Source organism: Streptomyces sp. NPDC005899 (assembly GCF_040629645.1).
In the GTDB taxonomy this organism is placed as follows: Bacteria; Actinomycetota; Actinomycetes; order Streptomycetales; family Streptomycetaceae; genus Streptomyces.
The window spans coordinates 14,419-31,042 of the sequence record NZ_JBEXWB010000003.1 but is presented as its reverse complement, the minus strand read 5'-3'; the positions used below and the strand labels follow the sequence as shown (position 1 = coordinate 31,042).

The 16,624-nt window shown below is 70.4% G+C and carries 29 protein-coding genes; 28 read left to right on the top strand and 1 reads right to left on the bottom strand.

The features are described from left to right. Positions 1 to 54: 54 nt before the first annotated feature. The 6 genes from ABZ371_RS00850 (at position 55) to ABZ371_RS00825 (ending at position 2,992) form a co-directional block, all read left to right on the top strand. Positions 55 to 768: a hypothetical protein gene (locus ABZ371_RS00850; RefSeq protein WP_358672435.1), complete on the top strand. Its 714-nt coding sequence runs from the start codon at positions 55 to 57 to the stop codon at positions 766 to 768. After that, a complete protein-coding gene (locus tag ABZ371_RS00845) occupies positions 765 to 1,052 on the top strand; it encodes a hypothetical protein (RefSeq protein WP_358672434.1) in 288 nt (95 codons plus the stop codon). The genes ABZ371_RS00850 and ABZ371_RS00845 overlap by 4 nt, the downstream gene beginning before the upstream one ends. Continuing rightward, complete coding sequence (locus tag ABZ371_RS00840; protein WP_358672433.1) at positions 1,049 to 1,459, top strand: hypothetical protein; 411 nt, start codon at positions 1,049 to 1,051, stop codon at positions 1,457 to 1,459. The genes ABZ371_RS00845 and ABZ371_RS00840 overlap by 4 nt, the downstream gene beginning before the upstream one ends. A gap of 73 nt (positions 1,460 to 1,532) precedes the next feature. Next, the gene (locus tag ABZ371_RS00835) at positions 1,533 to 1,757 is read left to right on the top strand and encodes a hypothetical protein (RefSeq protein ID WP_358672432.1); all 225 of its coding nucleotides are present in this window, start codon (positions 1,533 to 1,535) and stop codon (positions 1,755 to 1,757) included. After that, a complete protein-coding gene (locus ABZ371_RS00830; protein ID WP_358672431.1) occupies positions 1,754 to 2,122 on the top strand; it encodes a hypothetical protein in 369 nt (122 codons plus the stop codon). Before ABZ371_RS00835 ends, ABZ371_RS00830 begins: the two co-directional genes overlap by 4 nt. 75 nt (positions 2,123 to 2,197) lie before the next feature. Continuing rightward, positions 2,198 to 2,992, top strand: coding sequence for a hypothetical protein (locus tag ABZ371_RS00825; RefSeq protein ID WP_358672430.1), 795 nt, complete (start codon positions 2,198 to 2,200; stop codon positions 2,990 to 2,992). Between the two features lie 177 nt (positions 2,993 to 3,169). Here the strand turns inward: ABZ371_RS00825 and ABZ371_RS00820 are convergent, their stop codons facing one another. Beyond that, a complete protein-coding gene (locus ABZ371_RS00820; protein WP_358672429.1) occupies positions 3,170 to 3,457 on the bottom strand; it encodes a sigma factor-like helix-turn-helix DNA-binding protein in 288 nt (95 codons plus the stop codon). 286 nt (positions 3,458 to 3,743) lie between these two features. On the opposite strand from ABZ371_RS00820, the gene ABZ371_RS00815 reads away from it, so the two are divergent. The 22 genes from ABZ371_RS00815 to ABZ371_RS00710 all read left to right on the top strand — a co-directional run bounded on the left by ABZ371_RS00815 (position 3,744) and on the right by ABZ371_RS00710 (position 16,624). After that, positions 3,744 to 4,037 (top strand): hypothetical protein, encoded by a 294-nt coding sequence (locus tag ABZ371_RS00815; protein ID WP_358672428.1) that lies wholly within the window; start codon positions 3,744 to 3,746, stop codon positions 4,035 to 4,037. Further along, positions 4,037 to 4,825, top strand: a complete 789-nt coding sequence (locus tag ABZ371_RS00810; protein ID WP_358672427.1) for a DUF2637 domain-containing protein — start codon at positions 4,037 to 4,039, stop codon at positions 4,823 to 4,825. Before ABZ371_RS00815 ends, ABZ371_RS00810 begins: the two co-directional genes overlap by 1 nt. Continuing rightward, on the top strand, positions 4,825 to 4,977 hold the full coding sequence (locus tag ABZ371_RS00805) for a hypothetical protein (RefSeq protein WP_358672426.1): 153 nt from the start codon (positions 4,825 to 4,827) through the stop codon (positions 4,975 to 4,977). The genes ABZ371_RS00810 and ABZ371_RS00805 overlap by 1 nt, the downstream gene beginning before the upstream one ends. 7 nt (positions 4,978 to 4,984) lie before the next feature. Further along, entirely contained in the window at positions 4,985 to 5,494 is a 510-nt protein-coding gene (locus ABZ371_RS00800) for a hypothetical protein (protein WP_358672425.1), read from the top strand. 651 nt (positions 5,495 to 6,145) lie between these two features. After that, a complete protein-coding gene (locus tag ABZ371_RS00795; protein ID WP_358672424.1) occupies positions 6,146 to 6,493 on the top strand; it encodes a hypothetical protein in 348 nt (115 codons plus the stop codon). 16 nt (positions 6,494 to 6,509) lie between these two features. Next, positions 6,510 to 6,794, top strand: a complete 285-nt coding sequence (locus tag ABZ371_RS00790; RefSeq protein ID WP_358672423.1) for an HNH endonuclease — start codon at positions 6,510 to 6,512, stop codon at positions 6,792 to 6,794. A gap of 2 nt (positions 6,795 to 6,796) precedes the next feature. Then, positions 6,797 to 6,997 (top strand): hypothetical protein, encoded by a 201-nt coding sequence (locus ABZ371_RS00785; RefSeq protein ID WP_358672422.1) that lies wholly within the window; start codon positions 6,797 to 6,799, stop codon positions 6,995 to 6,997. Between the two features lie 20 nt (positions 6,998 to 7,017). Continuing rightward, positions 7,018 to 7,230 carry a hypothetical protein gene (locus tag ABZ371_RS00780; protein ID WP_358672421.1) on the top strand — a complete coding sequence of 71 codons (213 nt, stop codon included), beginning with the start codon at positions 7,018 to 7,020 and terminating at the stop codon, positions 7,228 to 7,230. 4 nt (positions 7,231 to 7,234) lie between these two features. Beyond that, on the top strand, positions 7,235 to 7,675 hold the full coding sequence (locus ABZ371_RS00775) for an AAA family ATPase (protein WP_358672420.1): 441 nt from the start codon (positions 7,235 to 7,237) through the stop codon (positions 7,673 to 7,675). Between the two features lie 198 nt (positions 7,676 to 7,873). Next, entirely contained in the window at positions 7,874 to 8,131 is a 258-nt protein-coding gene (locus ABZ371_RS00770; RefSeq protein WP_358672419.1) for a hypothetical protein, read from the top strand. Positions 8,132 to 8,168: 37 nt separating this feature from the next. Next, the gene (locus ABZ371_RS00765) at positions 8,169 to 9,629 is read left to right on the top strand and encodes a terminase (protein WP_358672418.1); all 1,461 of its coding nucleotides are present in this window, start codon (positions 8,169 to 8,171) and stop codon (positions 9,627 to 9,629) included. After that, on the top strand, positions 9,623 to 9,784 hold the full coding sequence (locus ABZ371_RS00760; protein WP_358672417.1) for a hypothetical protein: 162 nt from the start codon (positions 9,623 to 9,625) through the stop codon (positions 9,782 to 9,784). Before ABZ371_RS00765 ends, ABZ371_RS00760 begins: the two co-directional genes overlap by 7 nt. Continuing rightward, the gene (locus ABZ371_RS00755) at positions 9,781 to 11,112 is read left to right on the top strand and encodes a phage portal protein (RefSeq protein WP_358672416.1); all 1,332 of its coding nucleotides are present in this window, start codon (positions 9,781 to 9,783) and stop codon (positions 11,110 to 11,112) included. The genes ABZ371_RS00760 and ABZ371_RS00755 overlap by 4 nt, the downstream gene beginning before the upstream one ends. Continuing rightward, the gene (locus ABZ371_RS00750) at positions 11,096 to 11,842 is read left to right on the top strand and encodes an HK97 family phage prohead protease (RefSeq protein WP_358672415.1); all 747 of its coding nucleotides are present in this window, start codon (positions 11,096 to 11,098) and stop codon (positions 11,840 to 11,842) included. The genes ABZ371_RS00755 and ABZ371_RS00750 overlap by 17 nt, the downstream gene beginning before the upstream one ends. A 66-nt stretch (positions 11,843 to 11,908) precedes the next feature. Further along, on the top strand, positions 11,909 to 13,171 hold the full coding sequence (locus ABZ371_RS00745) for a phage major capsid protein (RefSeq protein ID WP_358672414.1): 1,263 nt from the start codon (positions 11,909 to 11,911) through the stop codon (positions 13,169 to 13,171). A gap of 41 nt (positions 13,172 to 13,212) precedes the next feature. Then, positions 13,213 to 13,596, top strand: a complete 384-nt coding sequence (locus tag ABZ371_RS00740; RefSeq protein WP_358672413.1) for a hypothetical protein — start codon at positions 13,213 to 13,215, stop codon at positions 13,594 to 13,596. A 3-nt stretch (positions 13,597 to 13,599) separates the two neighbouring features. Next, the gene (locus ABZ371_RS00735; RefSeq protein ID WP_358672412.1) at positions 13,600 to 13,818 is read left to right on the top strand and encodes a hypothetical protein; all 219 of its coding nucleotides are present in this window, start codon (positions 13,600 to 13,602) and stop codon (positions 13,816 to 13,818) included. Positions 13,819 to 13,830: 12 nt separating this feature from the next. Continuing rightward, on the top strand, positions 13,831 to 14,379 hold the full coding sequence (locus ABZ371_RS00730; RefSeq protein WP_358672411.1) for a head-tail connector protein: 549 nt from the start codon (positions 13,831 to 13,833) through the stop codon (positions 14,377 to 14,379). Further along, positions 14,379 to 14,849 carry a hypothetical protein gene (locus ABZ371_RS00725; RefSeq protein WP_358672410.1) on the top strand — a complete coding sequence of 157 codons (471 nt, stop codon included), beginning with the start codon at positions 14,379 to 14,381 and terminating at the stop codon, positions 14,847 to 14,849. Before ABZ371_RS00730 ends, ABZ371_RS00725 begins: the two co-directional genes overlap by 1 nt. Before the next feature lie 26 nt (positions 14,850 to 14,875). Further along, positions 14,876 to 15,109, top strand: a complete 234-nt coding sequence (locus ABZ371_RS00720) for a hypothetical protein (protein WP_358672409.1) — start codon at positions 14,876 to 14,878, stop codon at positions 15,107 to 15,109. A gap of 3 nt (positions 15,110 to 15,112) precedes the next feature. Next, positions 15,113 to 16,099 (top strand): phage tail tube protein, encoded by a 987-nt coding sequence (locus ABZ371_RS00715; RefSeq protein WP_358672408.1) that lies wholly within the window; start codon positions 15,113 to 15,115, stop codon positions 16,097 to 16,099. Between the two features lie 12 nt (positions 16,100 to 16,111). Continuing rightward, complete coding sequence (locus ABZ371_RS00710; RefSeq protein WP_358672407.1) at positions 16,112 to 16,624, top strand: hypothetical protein; 513 nt, start codon at positions 16,112 to 16,114, stop codon at positions 16,622 to 16,624.

Sequence of the window (16,624 nt, the reverse complement as noted above, 5' to 3'; positions counted from 1 at the left end):
AACCGAGGGGGCGCCCCACCACCGTACCGATCACCGCACCCGTCTGGAGACACCATGACCACCACACCTGACCCCGCCGCCCGCGTCCGCTCGGCTGCACGGCGCGCCCTGGAATCCCTCGAAGCGCTGATCGCTGACAGCACCGACCCCGGTGTGGAGGCGCTCGGTGCCCGGGAAGAGCTCTCGACCGCCCTCTTCAACACCGGGGCGGGGGCCGACGGGCTCCGCGACCGGATCGCCCAGGCGCTGGCCGCCGACGATGGCCACCCGTGGGACACCCTCAGCACCCAGGCTCAGCAGCACTACCGCGACAACGCCGACGCGGTCCTGGCCGTCCTGCCCGCACCCGCCGACCGGGTCGCAGTCCTCCGCGAGGCCGCCTCAGTCCTCGATCGGCGGGCCACTGGCATTGACGCCTTCTCCAGCTCCGACTTCGGTGAGGAAGCGCGCGCCGTCCGGGAGCTGGCCAACGCCGCGAACGAGCTCCGCCGCCTGGCCGACGAGGCGCAGCAGCCCGCCCCCGCCGTGACCGAGGAGCCGACCACGGGCTGCCCCAGCCCCGAGACCCACAACTGGGGGTGCGGCTGCCCCACTGACGAGGCGCCCACGGCCAAGCGCAAGGAAGCCGAGCACGCCCTGTACGACGCCCTGACCACCGGCGTGAAGCACGCACAGATCCGTCAGCACCTCATCGATCAGCACCGCGAGGCCGTCGCCTACGAGACCGCCCGCACCACCCCCGACCGCGCCACCGAGGAGCCGAAGTGACACAGCAGCCCGACACCCTCGAAGCCGACTACGCCGCACCCGCCGCCAAGATCGGCCCGACAAGCCCTCTCGATGAACTCCGGGCTGCTGCCAACGTGCTGCGCGCCCGCGACACCTGGGAGTCCGGGGAGCTTGCCCTCTGGCTGGTCGACACCGCACTGATCCACGGCCCGGAAGACAACGGGCGCACCTGCTTCCGTGACGGCGACACCTGGCCCTGCATGGACGTCCACCGTGCGCAGCAGGTCGCGTTCGCCATCGGCTACGAACCCCCCGCCTCGTGATGTTCGCCCAGTACGCCCCGGACGGCGCCCTGTGCGCCGCCCTGGGCGTGCTGGCCGCACTCCTCATCCACCACAGCCACCACACCCCCGACAGGCCCGCAGCCGGGCGTACAGCGGGACGACAGGAGGAACCCATGGCCACCGCCCGCAGCATCCTCATCGAAGCCCTCGGCTACACCAGCACCGACTACCTCGACGCGCGCTTCGGCACCGGCCTCAACCTCGGCCAGATCGCCGACCACATCCTCACCAGCCGCGACGAGGAAACCCTCCACCGCGCCGCCGACGAGTACGAGCACGATCAGGCCGACCAGTACCCCGGCGCGATCTACGGAGCGATCCGCCGCATCCGGTCCTTCAAGGTCGGCGCGTACCTCCGGGCCATGGCCGATGAGGCTACCCGGTGACCACCTCGTCCGTGCCCCGGGGTGAACACGCACCTCACCCCGGGGCCCACCCCGACCCACAGGAGCAGCCCTGATGATCGCCCGCCTCACATGGCAGCCCGACGACACCCACCTCCCCGAAACGCTCACCGTCGACATGCCCGCGACCGGTGTCTCCGAGCTCCACAGCCTGCTGACCGCAGGCGCCTACTTCGGCGACACCGTCATGTGGATCCCCGTCCGCAACGACGACGGGACCTACACGCCGCGCCTCTTCCGCCTGGCCCGCATCACCGCAATCGAGGAGCAGCCCCGATGACTGGACAGCCTCGCCTTCCGGCCGACGCCGTCGAAGCCCGACTCAACCACCTCCTCGACCGGGCCCGGCGCGGGGTGCTCCTCCCTGCCGAAGGGGAAGCCCTCGCCGGGATGGTCGGGGAACTGGAGGCCAAGGTCACCGAATACGAGCACACGATCAACTGGCACACGACGTGCACCTCATGCGCCCGCATCCTCGACTCCGCCTATGCCGAGACCGTCCGAGCCGAGACCGCCGAGGCCGAAGTCGCCCGCCTCACCGCCGGGCAGTGCACCTGCTCCCGCCGCATGTGCGACCTCCACCACACGGTGCCCGTGGCCGGCTGCCCCTACCCGAAGTGCATCAAGGCGCGCGCCACCACCTGACCCCACCCCTGGCCGCCCGGACCCCACCCGGGCGGCCACCACCACCCCGTCCCACCCAGCACCAGGAGCAGCCACGTGAGCACCGCAGCCGCCGACCTCCGCACCATCGCCACCACCTGGACCGACCTCCACGACGCCCTCGGCGCACCCAGCATCGTCGGCGGCTTCGGCCGCGGCCTGTCCGCCTACCTCGCCGCCGCCAAGGCCATCGACACCGAGGAGATCGAAGCCCGCGGCTACCGGGCAGCAGCCCTCCGCCTCCTGGAGCGCGACCCGCAGCAGCTCGGCGACCGCCCCACCCCGATCCGCCTCGGCGTGTACGAGACGATGCGCACCGTCGAAGCCGCCCTCGTGGCCCTCGCCGACCAGACCGCGGCCGTGGTGCAGCGCCCCTCGATGTGCCGGGCGCCCCGGCACTGGCCGGCGGGCGAACGGCGGCGCCGCGACGAGCAGGCCGAAGCCGATGCGCTCGACCCCCGCCGGTGGCGGTACACCGGGGCCCGCACAGCGCCCTACGCCGCCCTGTGGCTCCTCGGCAGGGTCCAGGGCGGCCCCGGCCCGTTCCGCCCCTTGGGCGAGCAGCAGTACCGCCACGTGGCCCACGTCGCCGCCGAGGCCCGGCGGCGCATAGAGCATGCCCTCGACACCGGAGCCGCCGAAGCCGAACTCTCCCGCCCCTGCCCGCGCATGATCCACCAGGTGGTCCCCTGTGGCGGCACCATCACCGTCTACGGCGGGGCCGGCACCAGCCCGCTCGCCAACTGCGACACGTGCGGCGGCGTCTGGACAGAGCAAGGCGCCGCCCTACTACGGGCAGCAGCCCCCCACCGCCCGGCCCCTACGGGCCACCCCAGCAGTAAGGCACACTGAAGGTGGCGCCGGTGCGGAATCCCGATCAGAACGACAGGCGCGATCGGGGCCACGTAGTCCGTCTGCGTGGCGTAGCGGGTAACGGCCGCTGACCGGTTCGAATCCGGACCACCGGCGCTCCTGAACACAACAGAGCCCCCGACCACATTCCGGTCGGGGGCTTCCGCATGCCCGGGGCTACTCCACGGCCGGCCGCTTCTGCGTCCGAGGGTTCGTCACTCCGTCCGCGATCTGGCGCACCCGGCCGAAGCTGATGCCGAGCAGCTCGCCGATCGCGCGCAGCGTCATCCCCTCGTCCCGCAGCTCCCGCACCGCCTGCTGCCGTAGCTCCCGCGCCTTGGACTGCCGGCCCGGCAGCTCATCGAGAAGCAGCGTCAGGCGCTTCGCCCGCTCCGCCGCGTCCCCGTGCTCACTGAGTGCATCGATGGCGTCCAGCACCCGTTGCACCTCCTCGCCCTCTGCCATGCCCGCTCCTCGATCCGGGGCGGCGCGCCTACTGCTTGTGTAGAGACCCTACCCGTGTGTAGAGTCTCTGCACAACGAGGAGGGTCCGCCCTTCTCCACTCGATGCACAACGGCCCCGACCGGAGTTCGCACCTCCCGTCGGGGCCAGCCATCCCACCTGATCTCACCAGGAGGACAGCCTCATGGATCGTATCCAGCCCCCCGCCGTCCTGACCACGGACAGCGACCCCGACCCCGACGAGGCCCTGCGCCGCGCCCGCGCCGGCCGCCAGGCGGTGGCCGCGTGATGACCGACCTCGACACCGAGCTCCGCCACCTCCTCGCCGACCCGTCCCTCCCCCAGCAGATCCTCACCGCCACGGCGTCGTCGCTCCAGTCCGAGGACCCTTTCGCACCCCTCACCCTCGACACGCTCAACGCCACCCTCGACGGTGTCGCCTACGTCCTCACCGACGGGGTCCCCGTCGTCGTCGCCATGGACGCCACCCGCCGCGCCGCCGCAGTCCTCCCCAGCATCCACCCCGGCGAGACCGCCGACGCCTACGCCCTTCGCCTCCTCACCATCACCAGGGGACTGTGATGGCCCGCCCCGGCCCGGTCACCGGCCTCGCCATCGGCGCCGCAGCCACCACCGTCGCGCTCACCGCCGCCGCGTTCTGGCTGTCCTACGAGCACCTTCACGACATTGCCGAGGAGAACGGACTCGACGGGGCGCGCGCTTGGGCGTGGCCCGCAACGGTTGACCTGTTCATCGTCGCCGGGGAGCTCCTCATGCTCCGGGCGTCGCTCCGTGGCCGTGGCATGGACTGGTGGGCCGTCGCACTCGCTGCAACGGGCAGCCTCGGCAGCATCGCACTGAACGTTGCAGGCGTCGGAGCGCACGCGGACCCGATGCGGTACGTCGTTGCAGCCGTCCCGCCGACCGCTGCACTCCTCGCGTTCGGGGCGATCATGCGGCAGATCCACGAGCGCCTCGCACCGCCCGTTGCACCCACTGCTGCACCAGCCGTCGCAACGCTGCAACGCCTGCCGCAAGACGTCGTACCCGAGGGTGCAACGCAGCTCCCTGTCCTCCCTGCAACGCCCCCCGTTGCGCTGCCGTCCGCAACGCTGCAACGCCCTGCTCAGCGACCCGCAACGCCCCCCGATGACGCAACGCTGCAACAGGTCATCGAGGACGCCATGGCGCCCGTTGCAACGGACCTCGCAGGGGTGCAACTCATGACCGTTGCGGACGTCGCAGAGCTCAAGGGCGTGACGCAGGGCACCGTCCGCTCCTGGGTCAGCCGTCGCAAGCTGCAACCCGCGTTGCGCGACGCGAACGGGCGCCACCACTTCCACCCCGCCGACGTTGCAGCGATCGACTGATGGCCGCCGTCCTCGGCTGGCTGTTCGCGGTCACCGCCGTAGCCGCGCTCCTGGTCCTCTGCGCCCTTGTCCTCCACGCCGTGCCCAGGATCCTCGCCACCCTCGCCGTCATCACCACGCTCGCCGCACTCGCCGCGGCCATCCCGCACTGAGGAACCCATGAACGTCGTCACCGTCGGGGGCGTCACCCTCGGCCTCGCCCTCCTCGTCCACCACGTCGTCGCCTGGTGGCCCGGCACGAAGACCCTCCGCACCAACCCGGCCGGGCACGCTGGCACCCTCCTCCCCTTCCTCGCCGCGTGGGCCTACGGAGTCCTCACGATCCGCACCGTGGGCGGCATCATCGGCTGGATCGCCGACACCACCCTCTGGATCAGCAGCTGGCTGGGAGACGTCGCCCTCGTCTGGGGCGTCGGCGCACAGCCCGGCCAGAACGCCGGCACCGTCGCCTACCTGCCCCTCACCCAGACCGGGACCGCCCTCGTCCTCCTCCTCACCGTCGCCGTGCTCGCCGCGGTGAAGCGCAGCCGCTGGGGCTCGGACATCAAGCGGGGCGCCTGGTGCGGCATCTGCCTCGGCACCTCGGCCGGCGTCGCAGGGTTCGCCGCGGTGCCGCTCGCGCAGGCCGCGAACTGGTGCGGTGGCGCCCTGTACGGGGTGATCGCATGAGCCGCAAGCGACGCCCCGAGGAGGAGCCCGAGGAGGCGCCTGGGGGCAGCGCAACGGCCGGGGCGGTGGTCCTCTCCGTCCTCGGTACTGGGGCCGTCGGCGGCATCGTGGCCGTCTCGTCGACTGTCGGAGTTCTCGGTCTGTGGGCTGTTGGGACCGGCGCTCTGTGGTGGGCCATGCGCCGTCCGATGTCCGATTCGTCCGCCCCTCCCCCACCGAGGGAGGAGCGCCCCTCTTGCAGTGAATGCGCTGGTCACAGCCTTATCGGCGTGACCCCTCTCGAAGGCCAGAAGGGGATGTGGATCTACAAGACGGCGCCCCCGGACCGGCCCAACCACACCCACATCCACCTCGCCCGACAGGACGTGACGACATGATCCGACGCCTCATCACCGCCCTCGTCCCCACCTGGTGCAGCGCCTGCGGCTGGTGGACTGACGGCTGCGGCCACTGACTGTCGCACCCGCGCAGTACCGTGAACCCGAGCCCCGCCGTCACCCCCGTCGGCGGGGCTCACCCATGCCCGGCGCGGCCACGTTGCCGAAACGAACCGTCTCGTCTACAGTCAGGCGCAGATCCGGCATGCCCAGACACAGAACCACCGCATGCCCGATGATGTCCCCCTCACCAGGCACCACCCATGGGGGGACCATGCGCACCCGCACCACCACCGCACTTATCGCGGCCGGCCTGCTCGCCACCCTCACCGCCTGCGGCGGCGACACCGACGCCAAGCCAGCACCACCCAGCACAACGGCTGCGGCCAGCCCCACCCCGACGCTCAGCGCCCAGGCATGCGCCGACGCCCTGTACGAGGTCGACGGAGCAGCACGCAAGGCAGGCACCGACCCCGCCGACCGCGTCATGCCCGACCTCTGCGTCGGCCTCACCGCCGACGAGTACCAGGACGCGATCCTCGACGCCACCGTGCGCCTCAACCAGGACGCACGCGACGAGCTGCAAGACCAGAGCGACGAGGCCGCCGAGCAAGACCAGTAGCAGGGGGTGAGCGCCCGTGGCCGGCAACCCCCGCAACGGGCGCCGCTACAGGGCGCTGTGCGACTGGCTGCGGGCCCAGCGCCTCCCGTGCTGGCTCTGCGGCCACAACATCGCCTACGAGGTGCGAGGGCCCGAGGCGGGCAAGCACCCGCTCGCGTTCACCCTCGACCACGAGACGCCCCTCTCACGCGGCGGCGACCTCCTCGACCCCACCAACGCCCGGGCCGCACACCGCCGATGCAACTCAGCGCGCGGCAACCGCACCTCGGTCAAGCAGGCCCGAGCCTCACGGAGATGGTGACCATGGCCAGCCTCATGGACGCGGCAGCACTGCGACGCCTCGCAGACGCACTTGACCGCCTGACCGAGTCCACTGCCCAGACGGGCGTCACGCACTGCGCCTACGGGCTGCACCACGTGGAGATCGAAGGCGTCACCCTCGCAGTGGACAGCATCCACGAGGGCGACACCGTGCGCTACGGCGTCGACCTCAGCACATCCTGACCCTCACGGAAGTGGTGACCATGGCCGTACCCACGCCCCCGATCCCATTCCTCGTACGGCTCGCTGACGGCCGCACCTGGAGCGGAGCCGAGTTCACCCCTGGCGGGTTCGTCTGCGTTTACACCCCCGACGAGTACGGCGCCTGCATCATCGCTACATCCACCGAGCACCTGCTCGCCGACCGCACGCCGGAGGACCCCCTGCACGGGGCCACCATCGAGCCCTACGAGTGACGCCGTGCTCATCGTCGTCACCGGCCCGCCTGGCGCAGGGAAGAGCAGCTACATCCAGGCCCACGCCAAGGCGTGCGACATCGTCATCGACCTCGACTTGATGGCGCTCGCCATGGCCGGCCCAGGAGCAGACCACCACGACCACCACCCGGCACTACTCCGGGTAGTCCACCGGGCCAGGCAGGCAGCCATCCACGAGGCAGAGCGCCACCTGGATCAGGTCGACGTCTATCTCATCCACACGATGCCGCAGGCCAAGGCTCGCGCGCACTACAAGCGACTCAACGCACGCATCGTCACCGTCGACCCCGGTGAGCACATCGTCCGTCAGAGGGTCCGAGACATGCGCCAGCCAGCCATGGAGGCTGTGGTCACCCGCTGGTATCGGGACCGGCGCAAGGGCGGATCACGACCCGTGACCAGGCAGGCATCACGCACCTGGTGACCACGCCTCGCGACCGGCCGAGCACGCCGGCGGGAGGAGCTGGATCAAAACTTCAGCGCACTACCGGGCGACCCAAACGCCCTTGTCGCCCTGTTTTTTGCGCGGCCATTTTTCGAGCCACTAATTCGCGAATCCAACGGCTCGGGTAAATAGTGGCTTCACTCTCTGTGACATCACACTGCGTGACGGGGGTCGGTCATGATCGCTGACAAGATCCGCGAAGAGCTTGACAAACTCGGAGTGACCTCGGTGTCTCCCGGCATGTCCGCCGTCGCAATCCAGCTTGCCGAGGTGCTGGACAACCTCGGCTCCGGTGACGCTCCGACATCACAGGCCATGGTTGCCGACAAGCTGGCCGCCATCATGGCCAAGCTGCGCAACCTCGCGCCGCCAGCGACAGAGGGGGACGTCCTCGATGACCTCGCTGATCGACGGGCCCAGCGCCGTGGCGCCTGACAAAACCGCAGGTCAGAGCGGTGTTCAGCGTCCTCGGGTGTTCACCGCACCGCCGTACACGTCGTCAGCGGGGCAGGAGGCCATCGAGCTGGCCGCCCACGCTGGCCTGATCCTCGACGACTGGCAGCAGCACGCGCTGCACGTAGGGTTGGGCGAGCGGCCTGACGGCTCGTGGTCGGCGTTCGAGGTCGCGGTGAACGTCCCTCGCCAGAACGGCAAGGGCGGGATCATCGAAGCCCGCGAGCTCTGGGGGCTGTTCGTCGGCGGCGAGCGCCTGATCCTGCACTCGGCCCATGAGTTCAAGACGAGCATTGAGGCGTTCCGGCGCATCGTTGCGCTGGTCACGAACACTGACGGCCTGCGGAAGCGCGTCAAGGCGATCCGCCGGACGACCGGCGAGGAGGCCATCGAGCTCCTCACGGGGCAGCGGCTGCGGTTCCTGGCCCGCTCCGGCGGCTCCGGCCGCGGGTTCACTGGGAACTGCAACATCCTGGACGAGGACATGATCCTCGGTGACGACGCGATGGGCGCGCTGATGCCGACCATGGCCGCGGTGAAGGACCCGCAGGTCTGGTACTTCGGGTCGGCGGGAATCGGTTCGCCGTCGCAGCAGCTGGCCCGCCTGCGTCGTCGTGCGCTTGCTGCGGTGGAGTCGGGGCAGCCTGACCCGTCGCTGGCGTACATGGAGTGGTCGATCGACCCTCACCTGCGGGAGTGCCCGCCCGGGTGCACCGACCATGACGACCCGCTGTCGCCACTGTCCGTGGCCAAGGCGAACCCGGCGCTGGGATATCGCCTGACGCTGGAGCACACGGAGCGGGAGCGGCTGACGATGAGTGACGAGATCTTCGCCCGTGAGCGCCTCGGCGTCGGGGACTACCCCAGCGACGGGGAGGACACGTGGCGGGTCATCGACGAGGACGTGTGGCGGGCCCTGGCGGACGGTACGAGCAGCATGGCGGACCCGGTGGCGTTCGCCCTCGACACGACGCCGGAGCGCTCGCACACGGCGATCTGTGCGGCCGGAGCGAACGGCGACGCGAAGCACGTGGAGGTCATCGACCATCGGCCCGGCACCGGGTGGGCGCCGGAGCGGCTGGCCGAGCTCGTTACGAAGTGGCAGCCGTGCGCGGTCGTCATCGACGAGGGCGGCCCCGCCGGGTCCCTGGTGCCCGCGGTACGCAAGGCGCTGCGGGACGCAGGGCTGAGCGAGGACGAGGTGGACGCTCTGCTGCTCATCCCGAAGACGAGGCAGGTCGCTGCGGCGGCCGGCCAGTTCTTCGACGGGGTGGCCGAGCAGGCGATCGTGCACCTCGATCAGGCGCCGCTTGCTACCGCGCTGGCGGGCGCGGACAAGCGGCCGATCGGTGACGGGTGGGGCTGGGCCCGCCGGGGCGTCTCGGTGGACATCAGTCCGCTGGTGGGTTGCACGCTCGCCGTGTGGGGTCACGCAGAGCGCGCGGACGTCGAGCCGGAAGGGGCGCCGAACCTGTGGTGAACGTGGCGCTGTTCGTGCTGGAAGTCGTGTTCGTGCTCGCCGTCGTGGCGGGCGTGGGCATGTGGTCGGTCCCGGCTGCGCTGGTCCTGGCCGGCGCCCTCGGGGTGCTGGCCGTCGAGCGGAAGCAAGCTGAGCGGAAGGGGACGACCTCGTGAGCCTCTTCGGGATGTTCGAGCGGCGCGCGTCGGTGGAGTCCCCCACGACGCCCCTGACGGCGTCGTCTCTGTCCGAGCTGCTGGGCGGTGGGGCGCCGGTCGAGGCGGGTGTCAACGTCACGGAGACGGGCGCCCTGACGATGCCCGCGGTGTGGCGGGCGGTGTCCGTCGTGGCGAACGTGTCCGCGTCGCTGCCGCTGCATACGTACACGGTGGGGACGAAGGATCGCGCGGAGGTCGCGCTGCTGGAGGATCCGCACCCGGAGCTGACGCGCTTCGAGCTGTGGCGGCTGGTGTACGTACACCGTCTGCTGTGGGGCAACGCCTACGTGCAGAAGGTGACCAACGGGGCCGGCGCGGTGGTGCAGCTGTGGCCGATCCGCCCGGACCGGGTGAAGGTCGACAAGGAGCAGCCGACCCCGGAGAACCCCAGCGGGAAGGTGTTCTGGGTTGAGACGGACAACGGCGGCAGGGTGCGACGGACGTCCGCGGACATCCTGCATCTGCCGGCGCTGGGATACGACGGGGTGACGGGGTGCTCGCCGATCCGTGCGGCGGCGCAGGGTATCGGCCTGGGTATCGCTGCGGAGCGTGCGGCGGGGCGGCTGTACGGCTCGGGGAACATGATCTCTGGGGTGTTGCAGACCGAGCAGCGGTTGAAGCCGGACCAGGCGGCGGCGCTGAAGGCGGGCTGGAAGGCGCGCTACGGCGGGTCACAGTCGGCGCACGACGTGGCGGTTCTCGACTCCGGCGCGTCCTTTCACCCGGTGACGATGCCGTACAAGGACTCCCAGTTCCTGGAGTCCCGCATGTTCCAGGTGACCGAGGTGTCCCGCATGTTCGGGGTGCCGCCGTTCCTCCTGATGTCGACGGAGAAGAGCACGTCGTGGGGCACGGGGCTGGAGCAGCAGGCGCAAGGTTTCGTGACGTGGGACCTCGCTCCGACGTGGCTGACGCCGACAGAGCAGCGCGTCACGAAGGAGTTGCTGCCCAAGAACGTGTACGCGAAGTACCAGCTCGGTGGGCTGCTCCGCGGGGACTCCAGCGCGCGGGCGACGTTCTACCGGGCGATGCGTGACAGCGGCGCCTACTCGGCGAACGACATCCTCGCGCTGGAAGACCTGCCGCCCATCGAGGGCCCCGAGGGCGACATGCGCCTTCAGCCGCTGTACATGGCACCGCTGGGCTACGACCCGAGCGTCAAGGCGCCGGCGGACCTGCCGCCGGACGCGGACCGGGCGGCGCGCGCCGCCGACCATCTCGCCCAGGCGGCGGCCCTGATGGCTATGCCGGAGACGAAGGAGGGCAGCGATGCCGAAGACGACTGAGCGCCGTGACCTGACGCTCTCCGCAGCCGATGTGGCGCTGCGCGCGACCGAGGGCGGCGCCCGCCAGTTCTTCGGGCATGCCGCCGTGTTCAACAGCCGGACCGCGATCGGCAACCCGCTGACCTGGGGGTTCTACGAGGAGATCGCAGACGGGGCGTTCACCAAGACCCTGAGCGAAGGCGACTCCCGGTACCTCGTCGACCATGACACCCGGCTCGTCGTCTCGCGCGTGTCGGCCGGGAGCCTGCGCCTGACGCAGGACCAGATCGGCCTGGCCGTCAACTCGGACCTGGACGAGCGGCTCTCCTACGTCGGTGACCTGATCGTGAACCTCGACAACCGGAACATCACCGGCATGAGCTTCGGGTTCCAGGTCGTCAAGGACGACTGGGAGATGGTCGACGTCGAGACGGTCGACGGCGACAAGGCCGAGGCCGAGCTGCGGATCATCCGCGAAGTGCGGCTTTTCGAGGTGTCCGCTGTCACCTTCCCCGCCTACGAGGACACCGACGCCGGTCTCCGCTCTGTCGGAGTCGCCCTGGCTGCGCGCGGGAGCGATGACGCTTTCAACCGCCGGGCGAAGTACCGCCCGGAACTCAACGACTTCCGCCACGAGCCGGGCCCCGCGCCCACTCGTCGCGGTGACGCAACCCAGCCGGGAGAGACCACTGGGGGCCGTCAGGCGATGCGCATGGAGGCGCTCGCCGCCCGCTACCTGCTCGCACGGTAGCCGCTCTCACATCCGCTCTCAGCCCCTCGCCGTTCGGCGGTGGGGCTCTTCGTGCTGGGAGGCACAATGCCCAACCTTCAGACCCTGCTCGACAAGCGCGCGCAGGCGTGGGACAAGGCGCAGGAGTTCCAGTCCCGCGGCGACGACAAGCCGCTGTCCGCCGAGGACTGGCGGGCGTGGAACGCGGCCCTGGCTGACGTCGAGACCCTGTCCAAGGACATCGAGACCGAGGAGCGTCACCAGCGCCTCGCGTCCGTCGACTACTCGCAGATCGTCGCCCCCGGGGCGGACACCGAGGAGGCCGAGGAGGCCCGGTCCCGTCACGGAGGCGAGGACGGGGTGAAGGCGTACACCGCGGCGTACCGGTCGTGGATGCGCGATGGCACCAGCGAGCTGACCGCCGAGGAGCGCACCGTTCTGCGTACCGGCTGGGTCGACGGCAAGGAGCTCCGCGCCCAGGGCGTCGCCACCGGTGCGGCCGGCGGATACCTGGTGCCCCCGGAGTTCCGGGCCAAGATGGTCGAGGCCATGAAGTTCTACGGGGCGATGCGCGAGGTGTCCGAGGTCATCACCACATCGACCGGTGCGACGCTGCCGTGGCCGACGAACGACGACACGGCGAACGTCGGCGCGATCCTCGCCGAGAACTCCCAGGTCACCGAGCAGGACGTGACCATCGGCCAGGCCGACATCGGCGCGTTCATGTACACCTCGAAGCTCGTGCGCGTCAGCCTCCAGTTGCTCCAGGACTCCGCGTTCGACATCGAGACGTGGCTGCCCCGGAAGCTCGGTGAGCGGATCGGCCGGATCCAGAACACGCACTTCACGACCGGCACCGGGTCCGCCCAGCCGGAGGGCGTGCAGACCAACGCGGCCATCGGGAAGACCGGCGGCACCGGGCAGACCACATCGGTCACGTACGACGACCTGATCGACCTGATCCACAGCATCGACCCGGCGTACCGGTCCTCCGGCCGCCAGCGGTTCATGCTGAACGACGCCACCCTCGCGTCGGTCCGGAAGCTCAAGGACGGACAGAACCGTCCGCTGTGGGAGCCGTCGATTCAGGTCGGCGTTCCGGACGGGATCCTCGGCCACGGTTACGTCGTGAACCAGGACATGCCCGTCATGGCCGCGAACGCCAAGTCCATCCTCTTCGGAGACTTCTTCGCCGGCTACCTGATCCGTGACGTCAAGGACGTGCAGATGCTGCGCCTGGCCGAGCGGTACGCGGACTACCTGCAGGTGGGATTCCTCGGGTTCGCCCGGGCGGACGGCACCCCGCAGGACACCGCCGCGTACAAGGCGTACCGCAACAGCGCGACCTGACCCGGCACCCCCCGCACGCCACGGAACAGAAGGAGTAGGAAATGGCGATCACGCCGAAGAAGGAGGGCGCCGAATCGTCGGTGCTCCAGGACAAGCCGACCCCGGCCGCAGCGGAGAAGGGTGACCATGACCGCATCGTCATGGCGTCGCGCCGCGCGGACGGCAGCATGGACCAGACCCACCCCGAGTTCATCGGCGACAAGGACGTGGCCATCGCCGCGGCCAAGGAACAGCTCGGCCAGCAGGCGGCCAGCGCGGTGGACGTGGCGGCCCGAGGGGTGGCGAGCACCCCGGAGGGTGCTGGTTCGTCCGAGCCGGACCCGGACGTCAAGGCGCTGAAGGACGCCCAGGACAAGGCCATCGAGTCGGCCGAGTCGCAGGCTGAGCGTGAGGTTCGGAACCTGCACCAGGGTCTGGGTGACTGACCCGTGGCCCGTATCCGACTGCTGACGAGCGTGTCGGGCCGCGGGTTCGCGTGGGCGCCGGGTGAGGTCGTGGACCTGCCCGGCGCCGAGGCGGCCCAGTGGGCTGACGGTGTCCGCGCCGTCATGGTCCGCGACGAGCAACCCGACACCCCGGAGACGACCGCAGCCCGGCCGGAGCGGGCGCGGAAGCGGACGACGGCGCCCCGGCGCGAGACCCGGTAGAGGAGGACACCAGTGGCGCTGCTGACCCTGGACGAGGCGAAGGCCCAGCTCAACCTCCGTACCACTGCGTCTGACACGGAGCTACAGCTGTACATCGACGCGCTGACCTCGGTCATCGAGGGCTACGTGGGTGTGGTCGAGGAGCGGGAGGTCACGGAGACGGTGGCCGGGCAGGGTCCGGCTGTGGTGCTCCTCCAGACCCCGGTCCTGTCCGTGACGTCGCTGACTCCGGTGCAGACCGGGGGGACGGCCGTGGACGTGGCCAGGCTGCACGTGGACGGCCCGTCCGGGGTGGTCGGGTACTCGGACCGCTCTGTGTTCTCCTGCGGCCCGTGGACGGCGGTCTACACCGCAGGCCGGGCCGAGGTCCCGCCCTCCATCAAGCTCGCGGCGCTGCTGCTCCTACAGCATCTGTGGCGGACGAAGAACGGCCCGGCGCGCGGAGCGTCCAGCTCTGATGACTACGCGGTGACGGAGCCGGTGCCCGGGTTCGGGTACGCAGTGCCCAACCGGGTGCTCGAATTGCTGGAGCCGTTCAAGCTGCCGCCGGCGGTCGGCTGATGGCCACCTCGGCGGCGCACGCCGCGATCAACGCCCTCGTCGTCCGCTTCGAAACGGCCAACGACCTGACCGAGGTCCGGGTCATCGACGGGCCGCCACCGGCCACGAACTTCAGCGAGCCCGACCGGCTGTACGTCGGCTGGGCCCCCGGGGCGGAGCAGGCCGCCGAGATCCAGCAGCGCTTCGCTGGCGCTGGCGCCCGCCAACGCGACGAGGACGCGACCATCTCCTGCTACCTCGAGACTCGGGCCGGGGACGAGGACATGGCCCTGTGCCGCGCGCGGGTCTTCGAACTGCTGGCCGTGGTCGAGTTCGAGCTCCGGGCCACGACCGGCCGCCCGGAGGCACCCACGCTCGGTGGCGTCGTCCTGTGGTCCGAGCTGACCGCCGGCGCCCTGATCCAGGACAACGGCCCGGACGGTGCCCTGGCCGGCCTCGTCTTCACCGTGGCGTACCGCGCCCGCATCTGAACACCTACCACCTGAGGAGATACGCCATGGCGCGAGTGCGCTACATCGGCGCCGAGCCGGTCACCGTGCCGGAGCTCGGCAACAGGACCATCGAGCCGGACGAGCTGGTCGAGGTACCCGACGAGCGGTACGACGGCTACGTCTGTCAGCCCACCGCGTGGGAGGCGGTCGAGGAGCCCCGGGACGAGGCGCCGCCCGTCGTCGCCCCGAAGAAGCTTTCCGTCGCGGCCAAGGCCGTCCCCACCTCGAAGGAGGGCTGACCCATGGCGATCGGATCCGGGCTCGGCGCGCAGGTCGGCATCGCGGCCGAGACGACGTACGGCACCTTTGTGGCCCCGGCGAAGTTCATCGAGTTCACGAAGGAGTCCCTCCAGCTCAAGAAGACGACGGCCCAGTCCGCCGGCATCGCGGCGGGTCGGTTGGTGCCGCTGTCCTCGCGGCGTGTGGTGACGCAGCGGCAGGCGTCCGGGTCGCTGGAGATGGAGGTCACCAACAAGGCGATGGGGGTCCTGCTCCAGAGCCTGATGGGCACGACGGTGACCCCGGCTCAGCAGGCGGCGACCTCGGCGTACCTGCAGACGCACATCCTCGCGGACACGGCCGGCAAGAGCCTCACCATTCAGAAGGGCGTCCCCCTGACGACCGGGGTCGTGACCAGGAAGAACTTCCTGGGCTGCAAGGTGATCAGCGCCGAGTTCTCGTGCGAGGTCGGTGGCATGCTGACCGCGAGCTTCGAGATCGACAGCAAGGACGTCGAAGAGACCAGCGTCCTGGCCTCGGCAAGCTACCCGGCGATGGCTCCCTTCCACTTCGGGCAGATGTCCCTGAAGACCGGGGTGTACGCGTCCGAGGTGGCGCGCAACGGTGTCCGCAAGGTCTCGATCAAAATCGAGCGGCCGCAGGCCACCGAGCGGTTCTACGCCGGGGCCGCCGGGCTGAAAGCCGAGCCCATCGCGAACGACCAGGTGAAGATCACCGGCAGCATCGAGATGGACTACGTCGACACGATCCTCGACGACCTCCACACCTCGGACGCCGCGACCGCGCTGGTCTGGGACTTCACCGGCCCCCTGATCGCGGCGACGCATTTCGAGCGGTTCACGATCAAGCTCCCGGCGATCCGCTTCGACGACGCACCCCCGACCGTCGAAGGCTTCGACGTCGTCAAGCCCACGCTCAGCTTCACCGGCCTGTACGACGGGACGAACCCCACCGTCATCGAGTACATGAGCACGGACATCACGCTCTGATCGGAGGCCGGGATGCCCGCCTCCTTCCAGATCGTCGGGACCGGCCAGCTGCTGGAGCTGCAACGGAAGCTCAGGGCGGCCGGTCACGAGAACGTCCGCTCGTCCATGCAGCGCCGCATTCGGCGCGCGGCCGAGCCGCTGCGCACCGACATGCAGTCCACGATCCACGGCCTGTCGATCCGGTCGGCCGGCCGCGGATCGGGGAAGCGTGGTGGCCCGTCGCCAACGACGCGCCCACTGCGGGCCGCGATCGCCGCCGCGGTCCGCATCAGCGTCCGGACGGCTGGGAACCCCGGCGCCCGGGTCTGGCTCGACAAGGCCCTGCTGCCGCCGGACATTCCCATGGGTGTCGTCAACCGCCTGAACGAGGGGCGGCTCAGGCACCCGACGTTCGGCAACAAGCGGCGCTGGGCCCAGCAGAACACGACCCCCCTGTGGTGGGACAAGACGGTCCGCGCCCACACCCCCCGCATGCAATCCGAGGTGGCCCGCGTCCTGGACGACGTGCGCCGCCGCATCGAATAG

Excerpts from the sequence above, each read along its gene's own strand:
- ABZ371_RS00850 (WP_358672435.1), top strand. The coding sequence starts at position 55 with ATGACCACCACACCTGACCCCGCCGCCCGCGTCCGCTCGGCTGCACGG.
- ABZ371_RS00835 (WP_358672432.1), top strand. The coding sequence starts at position 1,533 with ATGATCGCCCGCCTCACATGGCAGCCCGACGACACCCACCTCCCCGAA.
- ABZ371_RS00830 (WP_358672431.1), top strand. The coding sequence starts at position 1,754 with ATGACTGGACAGCCTCGCCTTCCGGCCGACGCCGTCGAAGCCCGACTC.
- ABZ371_RS00820 (WP_358672429.1), bottom strand. The coding sequence starts at position 3,457 with ATGGCAGAGGGCGAGGAGGTGCAACGGGTGCTGGACGCCATCGATGCA.
- ABZ371_RS00815 (WP_358672428.1), top strand. The coding sequence starts at position 3,744 with ATGACCGACCTCGACACCGAGCTCCGCCACCTCCTCGCCGACCCGTCC.
- ABZ371_RS00810 (WP_358672427.1), top strand. The coding sequence starts at position 4,037 with ATGGCCCGCCCCGGCCCGGTCACCGGCCTCGCCATCGGCGCCGCAGCC.
- ABZ371_RS00805 (WP_358672426.1), top strand. The coding sequence starts at position 4,825 with ATGGCCGCCGTCCTCGGCTGGCTGTTCGCGGTCACCGCCGTAGCCGCG.
- ABZ371_RS00800 (WP_358672425.1), top strand. The coding sequence starts at position 4,985 with ATGAACGTCGTCACCGTCGGGGGCGTCACCCTCGGCCTCGCCCTCCTC.
- ABZ371_RS00795 (WP_358672424.1), top strand. The coding sequence starts at position 6,146 with ATGCGCACCCGCACCACCACCGCACTTATCGCGGCCGGCCTGCTCGCC.
- ABZ371_RS00785 (WP_358672422.1), top strand. The coding sequence starts at position 6,797 with ATGGCCAGCCTCATGGACGCGGCAGCACTGCGACGCCTCGCAGACGCA.
- ABZ371_RS00780 (WP_358672421.1), top strand. The coding sequence starts at position 7,018 with ATGGCCGTACCCACGCCCCCGATCCCATTCCTCGTACGGCTCGCTGAC.
- ABZ371_RS00770 (WP_358672419.1), top strand. The coding sequence starts at position 7,874 with ATGATCGCTGACAAGATCCGCGAAGAGCTTGACAAACTCGGAGTGACC.
- ABZ371_RS00750 (WP_358672415.1), top strand. The coding sequence starts at position 11,096 with ATGCCGAAGACGACTGAGCGCCGTGACCTGACGCTCTCCGCAGCCGAT.
- ABZ371_RS00745 (WP_358672414.1), top strand. The coding sequence starts at position 11,909 with ATGCCCAACCTTCAGACCCTGCTCGACAAGCGCGCGCAGGCGTGGGAC.
- ABZ371_RS00740 (WP_358672413.1), top strand. The coding sequence starts at position 13,213 with ATGGCGATCACGCCGAAGAAGGAGGGCGCCGAATCGTCGGTGCTCCAG.
- ABZ371_RS00725 (WP_358672410.1), top strand. The coding sequence starts at position 14,379 with ATGGCCACCTCGGCGGCGCACGCCGCGATCAACGCCCTCGTCGTCCGC.
- ABZ371_RS00720 (WP_358672409.1), top strand. The coding sequence starts at position 14,876 with ATGGCGCGAGTGCGCTACATCGGCGCCGAGCCGGTCACCGTGCCGGAG.
- ABZ371_RS00715 (WP_358672408.1), top strand. The coding sequence starts at position 15,113 with ATGGCGATCGGATCCGGGCTCGGCGCGCAGGTCGGCATCGCGGCCGAG.
- ABZ371_RS00710 (WP_358672407.1), top strand. The coding sequence starts at position 16,112 with ATGCCCGCCTCCTTCCAGATCGTCGGGACCGGCCAGCTGCTGGAGCTG.